Genomic DNA, 16,345 nt, shown 5'->3' with positions numbered 1-16,345 from the left:
GAAGTTTGCTTCTATTGAGCTACTGAGGAATGGTTTTGATCAATCTAAAGTAGGCTTTAAGTGGATTGTGATCTGAACTATCAGTAACAATCGATTCTGCATTTACAAGTTCTAAGCCTCTGTAAAATATATGGTCTGGTGTTTTACCGAAAAATCGCGTTCTTGAATCAACGCGAGGTACCGCTTCTGATAAGCCTGCACTTGAGGCTACAGCTGCAATATACTCTCCGCGTTTATCACTCCAGGTATTCAGATCGCCTGCTAATATGATAGGCCCAGAATGTGCTTTCATCGCTTCAGTTACCACATTCATTTGAGCGCGATACTCATCAAGACCAACAGCAAAGTTGATACTATGAATATTAAACACTAATAGCTGGCTATCGTCTGACAATTGGTAATAAGAAACTAATAATGATTTGGGATACTGGATCAATGGCTCTTTGTACCTGAATGAGCAACTACTAGAGGGATAACCTCTAGAAAGGTTCATTACTCCGACTGGGTCGCCCGAAAATAAAAATGCTTTTGTCATTACCCAATTCTCTGACTGCTCATCGACTAGTGACTGAAAATCCTGTGACGCAGTGACCTCCTGTAACAATAACAAATCGGTTCTTTCCGTTAGCTGTTTTAATACACTTTGCCAGCCATTATTTTTTTGCTTATGAATATTCCAAATAGCGATATCAAGTTTACCGTGTCTATCTAGCGACGCTAATGTTTTGTGTGTTACACATTGAACACCAGCACTACTGTTAGCGTCGTTAGTCAATAATGTATCTTGCTGAGGAATTACGGTACTTTGGTAGACGTAAAGCATCACTAATGTTGCTAGTAAAAGCAAAAGCAAAATCAGCTTTCGTATAATTCTAAGCATAGTCAGGTATTCGGCTTCTAATTTAGATTTGCAGTAATCTTTTCATTATAATAGCTTTTAAGCGCATGTGGCAGAAACATTAATGGTATACGGCATTACGTCAACCATAATGAATGTAGCTGAAACTCCTATTTCCATTGAGGCCTATACTATCAAAGAGAATATGTACCAATTTTATCAACTGCTGACCATTGCCGGCGTATTTTTGTATTGGTTATTTATTGCAGGTATCACTGTCAGAGTCGTAGTGAAAAGGCGCGCTATTGGCGTTTCTTTAGCCTGGTTGATGATAATATATATCGTACCTTTAGGCGGTGCATTTGCTTATCTATTATTTGGCGAGCTAAATCTCGGTAAAAAGCGAGCGGAGCGCGCTCAGGCAATGTTCAGCCCTTACGAAAAATGGTTCTCCAATCTCTATAAAGTTCGCCAATACACACCCCATGTATCAAGCCTCTATGGCCAATCGATAAGTGCTATATGTGAGAAGCAAATAGGTATCCCGGCACTAGCCGATAACCAGCTGACACTGCTAAACCAAACTAGCGAAATCTTAGATAAATTAATAGAAGATATCGATCAGGCAAAAGAATCAATCCATTTAGAGTTTTACATATGGCAGCCCGGCGGCAAAGCTGATGAGGTTGCGCAAGCGCTAATAAATGCTGCAGCAAAAGGGATCAAAGTTAAATTACTTTTAGATGCTGCTGGAAGTCGGCTATTTTTTAAAAGCCACTGGCCTAAAATGCTGCGAAAATCATCAATTATTGTGGTTAAAGCGCTCGCTGTATCGCCATTAAGGATGTTCTTCCGTCGACTTGATTTACGTCTACACAGGAAAATCGTGGTAATAGATAATGCCATTGCTTATACCGGTTCGATGAACCTCGTTGACCCTAAATATTTCAATCAGGATGCAGGGGTTGGAGAGTGGATTGATGTAATGGTGCGGATCACTGGCACAACTGTGCCTGTACTCAATAGTATCCACGCATGGGATTGGGAAGTAGAAACCAACGATCGTACCTTGCCAGAATTACCTGAGTGTTTACCCCATAAAGAACATGAGATAACAGATTTAGTACAAGTGATCCCTTCAGGTCCCGGCATGCGCGAAGAGATAATCCATCAAGTGTTATTGCAAAGTATCTATCAGGCACAACAAAGTATTGTCATTACAACACCCTATTTTGTACCCAGCGAAAACCTGCAGCTTGCACTGGTCATTGCCGCTCAAAGAGGCGTACAAGTGGACATTATCGTCCCTGACAAAAATGATTCAACCATGGTTGAATGGGCCAGTCGTGCTTTTTTCACTCAACTACTGGATGCTGGCGTCAATATTCATCGCTTTACGGGCGGCTTATTACATACTAAATCGGTAGTGATCGATGAAAATCATTGTTTAATAGGCACCGTTAATCTCGACATGCGCAGCTTATGGCTAAATTTTGAAGTCACACTCGCGGTAGACAACCTAACCTTTACACAAGATCTTCAAAAAGTTCAACAAAGCTACCTTACAGAGTCAATTCAGGTTTGTCCTGACGACTGGGCGAACAGATCGCTTGCAAGTCGGATAGCTGAGCGTACTTTTTACCTATTTAGTCCGCTATTGTAGTACCAATACATCAGTAGCTAACTCCCATTCAGTTTATACATCCCTTGGTTTAAATATCATGAACAAACTATTTATCATTGGTCTTCCAAGAACCGGAACAACCAGTATTAGCGTGGCACTATTAGACTATGGATTCACTGTCGCTCACACCGCTTATACAAAAAGAGCCTTCGAGTTAGCAGACGTTATCTCAGATTCTCCCTGTTTTTGCGATTACCAACAATTAGACACGTTATTCCCTGATTCGAAATTTGTCTACTTAGAAAGAGAGCTGTCCCTTTGGGTACCTTCTATGCAGATGTTGATTAATAAAATGGCAGCAAGTTTAGACCTTAAAACTGGAGTATTTAATCCTGTACTAAAACGAACCTTCAACGAGACATTTAAATTATCAACGACGGCTACACCCGATAATGAACAGCATCTAATAGAGTGCTATCAACAGCATAAGCAAGCTGTCCACAGTTATTTTAAAGGGCGAAATGATCTGTTGAGTATCGATATTAGTAAAGAGAACAGTTTGAGCGAACTATTAACCTTTATCGGTTTGAATAACAATAAGGGATTAAAATTCCCGCACTTAAATGTAGGTAAGAAAGTCGCTTGCTGGAAAGAGTACAAACACCCAAACAAAGTAAACTCAAATGCAGCAGGGATAGAGCAACGAAAATTCTTTAGTTACGCATCTTAAATTATATACACGCAGCAAAAAGCCCGTTACCTTTCGATAACGGGCTTTTTAGTATATGGCGGTGAGCGAGAGATTCGAACTCTCGTTAGGGATTAACCTAAACACACTTTCCAGGCGTGCGCCTTCAGCCACTCAGCCAGCTCACCAATTGATTCTTTTTATGTGTTTAATCATCACAATAGCTGAAAGCACTTATGCTGCCAACGGAGCGCTACTTTACGCAAAAGCCTTAAGTGCGTCAAGCGTATTTGTGACTAGTTCAAGTGTTTGCATACTTGCTAGCCACATTTGAGCTAAGCGCACAATATCACATCAAGAAAGCGTAAATTTACTGACCTCTTTTGCCACATCGTTTGAACCATTGACTAATTCGTTAGTGAGTAGCTGTAGCTCATCTGCAATTGTATGAGTCTGTACATAAATCTCACTTATTTTCAGTGCGTTCTGGTTTACTTCTTCTGCTACAGCACTTTGTTCGTGTGTTGCGGCTGCTATTTGCTCATTCATGCTGTCGATCACACCGACATGATTGACGATCTTTTCTAATTCGGCGCTCACCTTTTCAGCTTCAGTTACGCTATCACCAGCCTGCTTTGTTCCGCGGTCCATTGCATTAACCGCAACATTAGCGCCAGAGCTCAACCTTTCAGTCATCTCCTTAATATCACCAGTTGCAGTTTGAGCTCGTTGGGCTAGGCTTCTCACTTCGTCGGCAACTACTGCAAAGCCACGACCCATCTCCCCGGCTCGAGCAGCTTCAATAGCTGCATTGAGCGCTAGAAGGTTAGTTTGTTCGGCAATACCGCTTATCACATCAGATACTGCAACAATTCTTTGAATATCTTGCTCTAACGCCTGTAGAGCAGTTGCGGAATCATTGATTTCATTTGCTAATAAACTAATTGCCACACTCGAACGTCCAACCTCTTCATTACCCTCCTGGGCTTCAAGGTTAGCTTCAGTGGAAGCATTAGAAGCATTTTCGGCATTCTCGGCAATCTCAGCAACAGTCGCACTCATTTCTGTCATCGCCGATGCGACCTGCTCTGCTTCACTATGCCCTAGTTGGACATCACTTTTTAGCTGAGTAGAGTGCTGTTCCAACTTTTCAATCGCCTGAAATAATACGTTTGAATTATTTTTAACGTGTGCAATCACTTTTTCGAAGTCGATCATCATTCCGTTAAATGCTTTCGCTAATACCCCAAACTCATCATCGCTATGCTGGACAATTCTGACACTTAAATCGAAATTTTCTCTCGCTAAGGTCATACTGCGTTGAACGTTTGCCACACTCTGATGAATAAAACGCATCACTGACATCGAAACAAAAATAACCAAACTTGCAACTAAGAGTAATACGGTTAGCGTTATATAAAGGTGCTTAGTTGCAACATTGAGTCTGGCCTTAGTTACTGCCATTAATTGATTAGATAAGCCCTGTTCAAACTGGCTTAACAGTTCTATTCGCTTTGTAGATGTCTGAAACCATCTTTCTGGTTGCTGCTGCTTTAACTGTTGTGGGTCCTGAGCAAAAGCTATCGCTCTATACTCTGCAACCTCTTTGAATGCTTGATTGTTTAGTCGCTGATGGTAGTAAGAATAATTTTGTGGCTCTGTTAACGCTAGAAAACGTTCTTGATATGCTTCTTGCTCCGACACCAAGGTGACAAAGCGTCGATAAGCACCAACTTTAAAAGTATCGTTACCAAAGGTTGAGCTAAGTACCGCTCTTTCAATACCTGCGCGCTCCTTCATCTGCAAGTAAGCCGAGAATGCTGCAGCCTTAATTGCTATCTGCTGATTAGCACCTTGTTTAGCTGTAAGGTCGACAATACTTAATAACTCTTTGTTTAATTCAGTATAGAAAGCGACTTCATCCGCAACACTGATAGACAGGGCTTGTACTTGTCTTCTTATATCAGGGATTTGGCTTATCAGGGCTTTAGCCTTACGGATCTCAGCGGTAAACTCTTCAGGCAATGTATTACTTGCTAGAAATAACGTAAAAGTACCAAGAAGTTCATCAGTATCTTGTTGCTGGGCAGGTAACGTTGCACTAAAAGCTTTACCGTTAGAGCCAATAAAGCCGGCACTCATGCCGCGTTCTTTTTGCAGTTCATGCACCAAACTACTATTAGCGACTGCAAGTTCGCTTAGCACTAATACTTGGTCTAACTGCTTGGTTAATTTGTATTGTTCATAGGCATAAAGCCCACCAAAGACAATTGATGCAAATAAAGAAGGAGCGATAACGATGAAAAATTTATATTTTAACGAAAGGTTGCCGAGCCAGTTCCATCTCATTCGAGTGCCTTTAAGTTGTAAAATCAAATTAGTCGCTAGGATAAACTATACAAGCATAAGGTAAACAGACGTTTGAAAAAATTTACATAAAAAAAGCCTGCTATTGCAGACTTTTTAATCATCAATCAACCTGAAGCGATCCAGATCAAAAAAATAAACTTACTGTGACATATCTTAACAATTGTTAAGCGTTGCCTTTGACCTTCATATTTAGTTCTTTTGCGAAATTTAACATTCGATCTAAAGGTTTTAACGCATCAAGCCGCAGCTCTTCATCAACAAATATCTCATGCTGTTGTTGTGCGCCAACCTCTAACGAACTTTCTATCGCTTTTAAACCGTTCATCGCCATCCAAGGACAATGTGCACAGCTCTTACATGTTGCACCATTGCCACCAGTTGGTGCTTCAATAAGCTGCTTATTTGGTGCAGCTTGTTGCATTTTATAGAAAATGCCTCTGTCAGTTGCGACGATAAACTTATCATTGTCCATTGTCTGAGCAGCTTTTATCAATTGACTGGTAGAACCGACGGCATCTGCTAACTCAACCACACTTGCTGGAGATTCTGGATGAACTAAAATCGCTGCCGTTGGGTGTTGTTTTTTCAGTTCAGTTAATGCTTTAGCTTTGAACTCGTCATGTACAATACACTCGCCCTGCCACATCAACATGTCAGCGCCAGTCTCTTTGGCGATATAGCTACCTAGATGGCGGTCTGGCCCCCAGATTATCTTTTTATCTTCACTATCAAGGTGTTCAACAATCTCTAGCGCAATACTAGATGTTACCACCCAATCTGCACGTGCTTTAACTGCAGCAGATGTATTGGCATAAACCACAACAGTATGATCTGGGTGTGCATCACAAAACTCGCTGAAGGTTTCGATTGGGCAACCGATATCTAACGAACAGGTAGCATCCAGTGTTGGCATTAAGACTGTTTTTTCAGGGCTTAATATTTTTGAAGTTTCACCCATAAATTTAACGCCAGCGACGATAAGTGTTTTGGCAGGGTGATCTCGCCCAAAACGAGCCATCTCTAATGAGTCTGACACACAACCGCCAGTTTCTTCGGCAAGCGCTTGAATTTCAGGGTCGGTATAGTAATGAGCGACCAGTACCGCGTTTCGCTCTTTAAGCAGCTGCTTTATACGCGCTTTTGATTGATCCTTTTCTATATCAGATAAAGGCATAGGTTTAGGCGGGAATGGGTAGTCAATAGATTCAATATTTGGGACGAACGCGCTCATACAACAACCAAAGGCAATAACAGATTAGCGGAATTATACGGAATAGTTCACAAATTTAAAACTCTTTATCCTTATTCTATTAGTCCAATCATTCATTTATTTTAAAACTTCAAAGCTCTCGCTAAAGGAGTAAATTTTTATACTGAATGGGGTTTGCTATTGCCAATAACCAAATACAAAAAAGGTGCTTTAGTCAGCACCTTTTTCACATTCAACACTCAATATAAAAATTACTGCATGGCTAACAGCATCTCTTGAGGTTGCTCTAGGTATAGCTTCCATAAATTACAGAAACGTGCAATCGTACCGCCATCAATCACTCTGTGATCGCCCGACCAGCTCACTTGCATGATCTTACGCGCTTCAACTTCGCCAGCAGCATTAAATCTTGGCAATACCTGCAACTTACCAAGTGCTACAATTGCCACTTCAGGTTTATTGATGATAGGTGTTGCAACAGTACCACCCAATGCGCCAATATTTGAAATGGAGATACTGCCACCTTTAAGATCACTAGGCGACACACGTCCGCTTCGAGCTGCTGTGGTTAAACGAGTAATATCTGCAGCAATCTCTAGAATAGTTTTATCTTGTACGTCTTTTACATTCGGTACTAATAATCCTACTTTAGAGTCAACTGCCATGCCTATGTTATGACTACTTAGGAATGTCTGTTCACTACAGTCAGCATTAACTTGGCTATTCATATCAGGGAATTGAGTCAGTGCCAGTGACATTGATTTCATAAAGAATGGCATCATAGTGAGCTTTAACTCATCAGTTGAATACTTCTTCTTCATGCTTTCACGCAGCGCAACCAATTCTGTTAGGTCAAACTCTTCACAATAGGTGAAATGTGGAATGGTAGACACTGATTCTGTCATCATTCTTGCCATTACAGCACGTACACCTTTAATTGGTTCTACTCGATCAGCAGTAACAGCTTTAGGCTTATCGATTGCCGTCGACGAAACGCCTTGCTCTTGTTGGCTTGGTACGGCAACAGGCGACTGATGACGTTCTATATCTTCTTTAAATACACGACCATTCTTACCAGTACCTTTAACCGAAGCGATATCGATATCGAGAGTGCGCGCTAAACGACGCACTGCTGGACTTGCAAGCGCTTTACCTTGTGCAACAGGCTCAACATTCTGACTAACAGGTGTGTTTTTCAACTCAGCAGTTGTTGTATTCTCTGCTGGTGCATTAGTCGTGCTGTGAGATTCAACTTCAATCGCAAACAACGGTGCATGCACTTTAGCTAACTGACCTTTACGGTAATGCAGTTTGGCGATTTTACCGTTTTTAATTGCTGGAATTTGAACCAGTGCTTTATCAGTCATAACATCAGCAATCGGCTGATCCTCGACCACAGTGTCGCCTTCGCTAACTAACCATTCAACCAGTTCACACTCAACAATCCCCTCACCAATGTCTGGTAATAGAAACTCTTCGATAGTCACACCAGTAGAAGCGACAGAAACAGATTCAGTCTCTTGAGGCTGCTCACTCACCTCTTCAACAATAGGTGCTGCTAAACCACCAACATCAACCGAGTACAAAGGTTGATGCACTATAGCAATTTCACCTTTAGCGTAATGCAGTTTTGCTATGGTTCCGGCGTAAGGTGCTGGAATTTGTACTAGCGCTTTATCTGTCATTACGTCAGCTATTGGCTGATCTTCAGTGACAACATCACCCTCTTGCACTAACCATTCAACGAGTTCGCATTCAACAACGCCTTCACCGATATCAGGCAGAATAAATTCTTTAATCATGGCGAGCTCCTAAAATTTAACCGATGCTTTAATCGCTTCAAACGTTTTCAAAGCATCCGGCATATATTCTTTTTCATGGATTAACGGATAAGGTGTATCCAAACCACAAACGCGGGCAATAGGTGATTCAAGGTATAAAAAACACTCTTCTTGAATCGTAGCCGCTATTTCACCGGCAAAACCTCCGGTTAAAGGTGCTTCATGGTTAATGAGTAATCGACCAGTCTTTTTAACTGATGCAGCAACTGTATCAACGTCCCACGGTGATAAGGTGCGCAAATCGATGACTTCGCATGAAATGCCTTTCTTTGCCGCCATATCTGCGGCGTTTTCAATAATTTCCATCTGAGCGCCCCAGCCTAACAAGGTGATATCTGTACCCTGGCGGACAACTTCAGCTTTACCCAGTTCTATTTCAAAATCACCGTCTCTAACTTCGCCAACAGATGCGCGATAAAGCCGCTTAGGCTCAAAAAATATCACTGGGTTTTTGTCACGGATAGAAGCAATCAATAGACCTTTAGCTTGCTCAGGGTTACGCGGAATAACCACTTTAAGTCCTGGAGTCTGGGTAAAATAGGCTTCAGGCGACTGCGAATGATAATGACCACCTGCAATACCGCCACCATAAGGTGTTCGGAAGGTTAATCCACCAACGTCAAACTCATTACCACTACGGTAACGAAATTTAGCGCTTTCGTTGACTATCTGATCGATCGCCGGAAAGATATAATCTGCAAATTGAATTTCGGCAACAGCAGTCATGCCATTGGATGCCAGGCCATTAGCAAAACCAGCAATACCTTGTTCGGTTAGAGGGGTATTAAAGCAACGGTCACGGCCAAACTTTTCTTGCAAGCCAGAAGTCGCTCTGAAAACACCGCCAAAATGACCAACGTCTTCACCAAATACCATCATTTTTTTATCAGCTTCCATTTCCGAGCTCAGGGCTTCGTTAATGGCTTGCAACATATTCATCTCTGCCACAGCTTAGATTCTCCCTGCGCTTTTTGGATAGGCTTCTGGATACTTTTTAATGTGTGACTTAAGATCAGCTAACTGTTTCTCTAGGATTGGTGTTGGCTTGTCATACACATCTTGAATCAGTTCATCTAAGTGCGGTAACGGCACCTTTTCAGCAACTTTAAGTTCCGCTAACACCTCTTCGCGGTATTTGACATAAAGATCGGCATCTTGCTTCTCGTTTAACCAACCTTTGTTGATCATCCATAACTTGAAGCGTTTCACAGGATCATGCTGCTGCCACTTTGCTTCTTCATCTTTTGAGCGATAGCCCGAAGGGTCATCTGATGAAGAATGTGCGCCTAAACGATAAGTCATCGCTTCAATGAGTACTGGTGCATTGTTATCTAACGCGTAAGCCCGCGCTTGTTGCGTCGCCGCTAACACTGCGAGCATATCATTGCCGTCTACCCGAATAGTGTGCATGCCGTAACCTGGACCACGACTCGCTATACCATTACCTGAAAACTGCTCTTCTGTAGGCGTCGAAATAGCATAACCATTGTTACGGCAGAAAAAGATTACTGGCGAGTTAAGTACTGCGGCCATATTAAGACCCGCATGAAAGTCACCTTCAGAGGCTGCACCTTCTCCAAAATAACAAATAGCGATATTACGCTTTTTTTGCATTTTCAAACTGTAAGCAACGCCTGTTGCCTGAGGGATTTGTGTCGCTAGCGGTGAAGAGATGGTCTGATAGTTAAGAGCTTCGCTGCCGTAATGGATCGGCATTTGACGACCTTTACCCAAATCTTTTTCATTGCTAAACATTTGGTTCATAAACTGTTCAGTTGTGAACCCACGGTAGCGTAGCGCTGCATGTTCACGGTACTGGGCTAAAATAACATCGCCGTCATCAAGCGCAGCGGTGCTGCCTATAATAGAGGCTTCTTCACCTGTACATGTCATATAAAAGCTAATTCGACCTTGACGCTGCGCCCCCAACATACGCTCGTCAATAACCCGCGTAAATACGCAAGTATCGTGGATCTTATTCGCTAAATCTTCATCTATGACGGGCAATACTGCGCCCTCATAGGCTGTACCATCTGCTTGTAATACTTTAAGGATGGGGATCGCGATAGCATTTTTATCTAAAAAACTTACACGATGGACAGTCTCAGCATTTGTTGTTGCGTTGCTCATAATGTGCTCTTGTTATTTATGATGCTTCCAAATGTCAAAAAGAAACATCTATCTATTCTAATACGCGGGAAGAACATTACGTTAACGTAAACTAACTCTCAATACTTCCCATCACTCAAAAGACAACTAAGCGCTTCCTTCCATGTATATATTGGTTTACATGCACAGTTATTCAGTTTGAATTTAGTCTAAATTACTGTCGTCTGCAGTCTTTAACATCAGTACCGTACGTTGACCCACAGGCACTTTGGCATTAGGAAATACAATAGACTCAAACTCATGCTCAATCTTAACCGCCTTACCGCCCTCTTTCGCTAACGTATAACCTTTAGGAAATGCGGTAAAGTTTTCGACATCATTAGTAAAGTTAAATTCAAAATCGTCAAAATGTTTGTTCACAGAACGGCAGACTTGATAGAGATTTAATCGTTTAAGGTCAAACTCAGGCAATTGTAGATCTTTACCGGTCATCAACAAGGTCAGCATCTCTTTCATGGCGATAAAACGTGTCATATCGTTTTGGCCCATTGGGAATACTTTGCCTAACTCGATGGTGAAAGCATCAGCTCGATAATTCTCAGATGAGAAGTAACTGAAGGTTGTTGTTGGTTCATGATGAAATAAAATGGTATTTACGCCACAAGATTCAAGGAACATTATCTGCTCTCTACTGTACTTTCGGCCAGGTCGATAAGGATAGATAGCGAACTTTTCGTGCTTCGAGCCGCGTATAGCAGTATGCAAATCATAGTGTATACGGTGTCTTTCACCGGACTGTGAAGCGTAAAACCTATCGACATATTGCTCTAACTTATGAGCACGAACGCGCTCTGGATTACACAAACCTTCATCACGTGAATGAGCGCCATTAAACAAGCGGTTTAAATTCTCATCAATAAAACGGGTACCATTGTGAATAGCAGCAGGGTTACCAATGAGAAACATGACCCGCTGCGTGAGCATTAACTCTTCAGACAAAATTTGAGTGATTAATGCATTGCACAGTTCGATCGGTGCAGTCTCATTTCCATGTACCGCACAAGACAGCACAATATCTTTACTGTGCCTTGCTTGCATTGGCGAAAACACAATAACGCCGGTATCCCATACTTCAACATGCGTATGCTCACCCAAGTCAAATTCAAAGCTCTCAGAGAGATATTGAGGGTGAGCCAATGTTAGTGCGAGAAAATCCTTAGACTGCTTCAATTCATGAAACACAAATCACTCCTTATTTATACTTGTCAGTGCGCAGGTGGTAAGAATGATTATCCATTTAAACCAAGCTACTTCGGCGCTAATGCTCTGGATATTAGCACGAAATGCAGCTACAGAAGGCATCGAATTTGCCGTCTTAGTTCAACAAGTAATCAGCTAGATTAATTTGTACTTGCATTGCAACTAAACTTAAAACACAATGAAGACATCTAGCCATTTAGACGGCTAACAATATTTAAGGAGTCGACATGGCTTTAGCTACATTCGGTGCAGGTTGTTTTTGGGGTGTTGAATATTTTTTCAAGCAAGTAGACGGTGTGGCTAACTGTGTCTGTGGCTATATGGGTGGAAACGACAAATATTCATCTTATGCTGACGTGAAAGCAGGAATTACCGGTCACGCTGAAGTTGTACAAGTCGAATACGACCCTAACAAGGTTTCTTTCAATGCCCTGCTTGAGATCTTTTGGAAAAACCATAATCCGACGACGCTAAACCAGCAGGGTGAAGATGTCGGCGATCAATATCGAAGTAGTGTGTTTTTTCACGACGCATTACAACAAAAACAAGCACAGATTGCCAAACAAGCAGTCATAGACAGCAAAAAGTGGGGCAATAAGCCAATCGTGACCGAAATTGTTGCTATCGAGCAGTTCCATGAAGCAGAAGCTTATCATCAGGACTATTTAGCTAAGAATAATCTACCGAGCTGTCATATTAGTTTCTAAACTGGGTAGAGAACACTGTTCATTTCTGACGATTAACTCTTAAAGTTTTCAATAAAAAAACCACAAAATAAAGGCGCCATTCGGCGCCTTTATTATTAATAAATCTGATACTAACCCGCTAGAGCTTGTTCAACTATCTGCTGCGCTTCTGCTAACAAAAGCTGCAGATGTTGTTCACTCACAAAGCTCTCACCATAAAGTTTAAATAACGCCTCGGTCCCTGACGGTCGAGCTGCAAACCAACCATTCTCGGTTGAGACTTTTATACCACCAATTGCTGCGTTGTTGCCTGGCGCATGGGTGAGTCGTTGGCTAATAACATCGCCAGCGAGAGTTGTCGCTGATATCGACTCAACAGTGATCTGACTAAATTTAGCCTTGTTCTCTAAACTAATCGGGCTATCAATCCTCTGGTAATAACTTTTACCAAATTCAGCTTCAAGTTCAAGGTAACGTTGCTGTGGTGTTTTACCGGTAACAGCGAGTATTTCCGCTGCTAATAAGCACAGAATAAAGCCATCTTTATCGGTACACCAAGTGCTACCATCAAGTCTTAAGAAAGCTGCTCCAGCACTCTCTTCCCCGCCAAAAGCAAAAGTACTGTTGGCAAGACCGTCCACGAACCATTTGAAGCCGACCGGGACTTCTGACATACGTTTGCTGTGCATGTCACAGACCTTATCAATCATGGCGCTCGACACTAATGTTTTACCTATTAGCATGTTGTCGGTCCAATCAGGCCTATGGGTTACCAAGTAGTCAATGGCAACGGCAAGAAAGTGGTTAGGGTTCATTAAACCTGTACCTGGGCACACAATTCCATGACGATCATAATCAGGATCATTGCCAAAGCAGAGATCGTAATTATCTTTATGGGCAAGCAGGCCCGCCATTGCGTAAGGCGATGAACAATCCATGCGAATTTTGCCATCTTTGTCTAACGGCATAAAGCTGAAGCTTGGATCAATGTTGTTATTAACAATTGATATGTCTAAGCCATATTGCTCAGCGATTGGTTGCCAATAGTGAATACCTGAGCCACCTAGCGGATCCACGCCTAGACGTAGCTTAGCATCAGCAATAGCTGGCAAGTTTATAACGTTCGCCAAATCATCTACATAAGGCGTAATAAAATCTTCTTGGTTAACAAATTTAGACTGTAGCGCCAGGGTATAATCGCAGCGTTTAACGCCGACTAAACCATTCGCTAAGTATTCGTTGGCTCGATGTTGGATCCATTGAGTGATATCACCTTCAGCTGGTCCGCCATGGGGAGGATTATACTTAATACCGCCATCTTGAGGTGGGTTATGCGACGGAGTAACAATCAGCCCATCGACTAAATCCCGTTCTCTATTTTTATTTGCGCAAACAATGGCATGTGAAACAACGGGCGTTGGGGTAAAGCCATCATTCTCATGTACTGCGACGGTAACTTCATTTGCGACTAATACTTCAATAACCGATATTGCTGCTGGCTGAGATAAAGCGTGGGTATCGATACCTAAGATCAGTTTGCCGCTAATACCTACTTGAAGGCGGTAATCTGCAACAGCTTGTGCGATAGCGAGCAGGTGCGCCTCATTAAAACTGCGTTTAGCTGCACTGCCACGATGTCCTGAAGTGCCAAAGGTCACTTGCTCAGTAACCTCTGCTACATTCGGGCTCAATCGATAATATAGGCTGATTAGTTTAGAAGTGTTGACCAAATCCTTTTGTTCAGCAATCTGCCCTGCTCTTTCATGTATAGCCAAAAACTAGCTCCTTTAGTTACTGTTATATTTTATATATTAAATTTTACTGGTGATGGCTGCAACTTGCTCTTCATCGGTACCAAATTGCGTTAATACTTCTGACAAAATAGTGCGTTTCTTAGCAGTGTTATTATTAGTCGTCACCCAAAAACCGCTGGTACCAATCTCTTTAGGATTCGCCGATTTACTGGCTTTCAGTAATGCATCCTTTGAAGTAGCAAAATACAAACGGTCGCGACCTTGGATCTGCAATACTTGCTGAAACTGGCTATTAGACGATTGGTAAACCGTATCGAGGATAAACAGAAAGCGTCCTACCGCTCCCTTTTGAGCCGTAAGCAGATCTGCATCTATAAGCTCAATGAAGTCTGATGTTGGGTTTTCTTGCACGACTTTAGGTTCTACCTCTGCTTCAACCACTTCCTTGTTGACTTCCAAGCTTGGGTGGCTAATGGTTTCAGGCTCTGTCTGTGCAATTGCATCAACGTGCAGCCCAAGTATTCGACGTAAAATATCAGAAGCACTCTCGCCAATATGTTCAGTCTTGCTGGCAATGTGACGGTAAAGCTCTTCATCAACCTCGATATATTTCATAACGTTTATCTTCCTTACGTAGAAAACTGGTTCCGGTGTTATTAATGACTATATTACAGCCCCGAATTATCCCCTCAGTGTAACGAGGTTTAGAGCCTTGATAAAGCACCAATAATTGAAAACTGCGATCCGCATAAAAAAGAGTGACAGTTAATCCTATTAAGCGCTCAATAATGCACCAAAGAGATGACAATTTAGTGACCTGACTTGGATTATTTTAATGATACAGGCACAATCTGGCTCAATTGTTCTTAGAGGTAGACATAAAATGCACTATACGACCAATGGCAATGGACCGGTTGTGATTCTAATCCACGGACTATTTGGTGATCTTGATAACCTGAAAGCACTTGGTAAAAGTTTAGAAGATAGCTTTACCGTCGTCAGAGTAGATGTCGCCAACCATGGCAATAGCAAACAGGTCACCTCTATGACTTATCTATCGCTAGCTGAAGATATCAAGCAGCTCATTGAAAGCCTCAATATCAGCAATGCGATTTTGATCGGCCACTCCATGGGTGGAAAAATTGCGATGGCGACGGCGCTGTCTTACCCAGAGCTGGTTAGTAAACTGGTGGTAGCTGATATTGCCCCCGTGACTTATAACAGTCGTCACGATAAGGTCTTTGCAGCACTTGAAAGCATGCCGCTAAGCCAAATAAAAGATCGACGCGATGCATTGAAACATATGCTTGAACACAACATCGATGAAGGTACAGCGCAGTTTCTACTAAAATCACTTGCACGTAGTGATGAAGGATTTAAATGGAAGATGAATTTACAAGGCTTAAAACAAAGCTATAACGACATAATTAGTTGGCCGACATTCACAACACCATACCGAGGTGCTTGTCTATTTATACGAGGCGCCGACTCAGACTATGTTACGTCGGCACACCGAAGCGCTATAATTGAACAATTCCCAACAGTTAAAGCGAAAACTATTGAGGGTGCGGGTCACTGGTTACATGCTCAAAAAGCCAGCATTTTTAACCGTATAGTTAAAGAATTTATTACCGATTAATGAGCTTAGAATTGCACGATTAAGGTGTAAATCGTCTAGCCGCTTTAAAACTTATGTGGTATATTCGCGCCACTTTTTTTGGCCAGAAGGAATGGTAGATGTTAATGCAATATATGGAACAGATTGAAGCTTTAGGCTTAAACCTGTTTTTTGCAGCCATTTTCTTTTTTATCGGTATGGCCATACACGATGTACTAAAGCAGGGTAAAGTCCCTAAATTTGGTCAATACATTGTTTGGTTAGTTTTATTTCTCGGCTGTGCCGGGTTTATAGCAAAAGGGATTATACAGATGACTTGGGAAGGCTCAGGCATCAGTTAAATACGA

14 protein-coding genes and 1 tRNA gene are annotated in these 16,345 nt (G+C 42.0%); 5 read left to right on the top strand and 10 right to left on the bottom strand.

Annotated features, from left to right (window positions below):
- Positions 1 to 19 precede the first annotated feature (19 nt).
- Positions 20 to 880, bottom strand: a complete 861-nt coding sequence (locus AB4135_RS06900) for an endonuclease/exonuclease/phosphatase family protein (protein WP_371991474.1) — start codon at positions 878 to 880, stop codon at positions 20 to 22.
- A 163-nt stretch (positions 881 to 1,043) separates the two neighbouring features.
- Between AB4135_RS06900 and cls the strand changes: the two genes are divergently transcribed.
- Positions 1,044 to 2,501, top strand: a complete 1,458-nt coding sequence (gene cls, locus AB4135_RS06895) for a cardiolipin synthase (RefSeq protein WP_371991562.1) — start codon at positions 1,044 to 1,046, stop codon at positions 2,499 to 2,501.
- A 58-nt stretch (positions 2,502 to 2,559) separates the two neighbouring features.
- Positions 2,560 to 3,192, top strand: a complete 633-nt coding sequence (locus AB4135_RS06890) for a sulfotransferase (RefSeq protein WP_371991472.1) — start codon at positions 2,560 to 2,562, stop codon at positions 3,190 to 3,192.
- A 56-nt stretch (positions 3,193 to 3,248) separates the two neighbouring features.
- On the opposite strand, the gene AB4135_RS06885 is transcribed toward AB4135_RS06890, so the two are convergent.
- The 7 genes from AB4135_RS06885 to astE form a co-directional block, all read right to left on the bottom strand.
- A tRNA-Ser gene (locus AB4135_RS06885) sits at positions 3,249 to 3,338 on the bottom strand.
- 166 nt (positions 3,339 to 3,504) lie between these two features.
- Entirely contained in the window at positions 3,505 to 5,499 is a 1,995-nt protein-coding gene (locus AB4135_RS06880; protein WP_371991471.1) for a methyl-accepting chemotaxis protein, read from the bottom strand.
- Positions 5,500 to 5,683: 184 nt separating this feature from the next.
- On the bottom strand, positions 5,684 to 6,751 hold the full coding sequence (nadA, locus tag AB4135_RS06875; RefSeq protein WP_371991469.1) for a quinolinate synthase NadA: 1,068 nt from the start codon (positions 6,749 to 6,751) through the stop codon (positions 5,684 to 5,686).
- A 230-nt stretch (positions 6,752 to 6,981) separates the two neighbouring features.
- Positions 6,982 to 8,532, bottom strand: coding sequence for a dihydrolipoyllysine-residue acetyltransferase (locus tag AB4135_RS06870; protein ID WP_371991467.1), 1,551 nt, complete (start codon positions 8,530 to 8,532; stop codon positions 6,982 to 6,984).
- Positions 8,533 to 8,541: 9 nt separating this feature from the next.
- A complete protein-coding gene (locus AB4135_RS06865) occupies positions 8,542 to 9,519 on the bottom strand; it encodes a transketolase C-terminal domain-containing protein (RefSeq protein WP_248976134.1) in 978 nt (325 codons plus the stop codon).
- A gap of 3 nt (positions 9,520 to 9,522) precedes the next feature.
- The gene (locus AB4135_RS06860; protein WP_020912699.1) at positions 9,523 to 10,701 is read right to left on the bottom strand and encodes a thiamine pyrophosphate-dependent dehydrogenase E1 component subunit alpha; all 1,179 of its coding nucleotides are present in this window, start codon (positions 10,699 to 10,701) and stop codon (positions 9,523 to 9,525) included.
- A gap of 183 nt (positions 10,702 to 10,884) precedes the next feature.
- Positions 10,885 to 11,922, bottom strand: coding sequence for a succinylglutamate desuccinylase (astE, locus tag AB4135_RS06855; RefSeq protein ID WP_371991465.1), 1,038 nt, complete (start codon positions 11,920 to 11,922; stop codon positions 10,885 to 10,887).
- Positions 11,923 to 12,167: 245 nt separating this feature from the next.
- On the opposite strand from astE, the gene msrA reads away from it, so the two are divergent.
- Positions 12,168 to 12,647, top strand: a complete 480-nt coding sequence (gene msrA / locus AB4135_RS06850) for a peptide-methionine (S)-S-oxide reductase MsrA (protein WP_371991464.1) — start codon at positions 12,168 to 12,170, stop codon at positions 12,645 to 12,647.
- 110 nt (positions 12,648 to 12,757) lie between these two features.
- Here the strand turns inward: msrA and pgm are convergent, their stop codons facing one another.
- Positions 12,758 to 14,401: a phosphoglucomutase (alpha-D-glucose-1,6-bisphosphate-dependent) gene (gene pgm, locus AB4135_RS06845; RefSeq protein ID WP_371991462.1), complete on the bottom strand. Its 1,644-nt coding sequence runs from the start codon at positions 14,399 to 14,401 to the stop codon at positions 12,758 to 12,760.
- Between the two features lie 36 nt (positions 14,402 to 14,437).
- A complete protein-coding gene (gene seqA / locus AB4135_RS06840) occupies positions 14,438 to 14,995 on the bottom strand; it encodes a replication initiation negative regulator SeqA (RefSeq protein ID WP_371991460.1) in 558 nt (185 codons plus the stop codon).
- A 268-nt stretch (positions 14,996 to 15,263) separates the two neighbouring features.
- Between seqA and AB4135_RS06835 the strand changes: the two genes are divergently transcribed.
- A complete protein-coding gene (locus AB4135_RS06835; protein WP_371991458.1) occupies positions 15,264 to 16,019 on the top strand; it encodes an alpha/beta fold hydrolase in 756 nt (251 codons plus the stop codon).
- Positions 16,020 to 16,117: 98 nt separating this feature from the next.
- Entirely contained in the window at positions 16,118 to 16,339 is a 222-nt protein-coding gene (locus tag AB4135_RS06830) for a DUF2788 domain-containing protein (RefSeq protein WP_248976127.1), read from the top strand.
- The last annotated feature ends 6 nt before the right edge of the window (positions 16,340 to 16,345 follow it).

Origin of the sequence: Shewanella sp. 10N.286.54.B9 (genome assembly GCF_041468565.1) — a bacterium.
Taxonomy (GTDB): Bacteria; Pseudomonadota; Gammaproteobacteria; order Enterobacterales; family Shewanellaceae; genus Shewanella.
This window is presented reverse-complemented; position numbering and strand designations above follow the sequence as displayed.

What these genes read in the sequence shown, in the direction of transcription:
- AB4135_RS06830 (WP_248976127.1), top strand. Translation starts at nt 16,118, where the DNA reads ATGTTAATGCAATATATGGAACAGATTGAAGCTTTAGGCTTAAACCTG.
- seqA (WP_371991460.1), bottom strand. Translation starts at nt 14,995, where the DNA reads ATGAAATATATCGAGGTTGATGAAGAGCTTTACCGTCACATTGCCAGC.
- AB4135_RS06880 (WP_371991471.1), bottom strand. Translation starts at nt 5,499, where the DNA reads ATGAGATGGAACTGGCTCGGCAACCTTTCGTTAAAATATAAATTTTTC.
- AB4135_RS06890 (WP_371991472.1), top strand. Translation starts at nt 2,560, where the DNA reads ATGAACAAACTATTTATCATTGGTCTTCCAAGAACCGGAACAACCAGT.
- msrA (WP_371991464.1), top strand. Translation starts at nt 12,168, where the DNA reads ATGGCTTTAGCTACATTCGGTGCAGGTTGTTTTTGGGGTGTTGAATAT.
- nadA (WP_371991469.1), bottom strand. Translation starts at nt 6,751, where the DNA reads ATGAGCGCGTTCGTCCCAAATATTGAATCTATTGACTACCCATTCCCG.
- cls (WP_371991562.1), top strand. Translation starts at nt 1,044, where the DNA reads ATGTACCAATTTTATCAACTGCTGACCATTGCCGGCGTATTTTTGTAT.
- AB4135_RS06860 (WP_020912699.1), bottom strand. Translation starts at nt 10,701, where the DNA reads ATGAGCAACGCAACAACAAATGCTGAGACTGTCCATCGTGTAAGTTTT.
- AB4135_RS06870 (WP_371991467.1), bottom strand. Translation starts at nt 8,532, where the DNA reads ATGATTAAAGAATTTATTCTGCCTGATATCGGTGAAGGCGTTGTTGAA.
- AB4135_RS06900 (WP_371991474.1), bottom strand. Translation starts at nt 880, where the DNA reads ATGCTTAGAATTATACGAAAGCTGATTTTGCTTTTGCTTTTACTAGCA.
- AB4135_RS06835 (WP_371991458.1), top strand. Translation starts at nt 15,264, where the DNA reads ATGCACTATACGACCAATGGCAATGGACCGGTTGTGATTCTAATCCAC.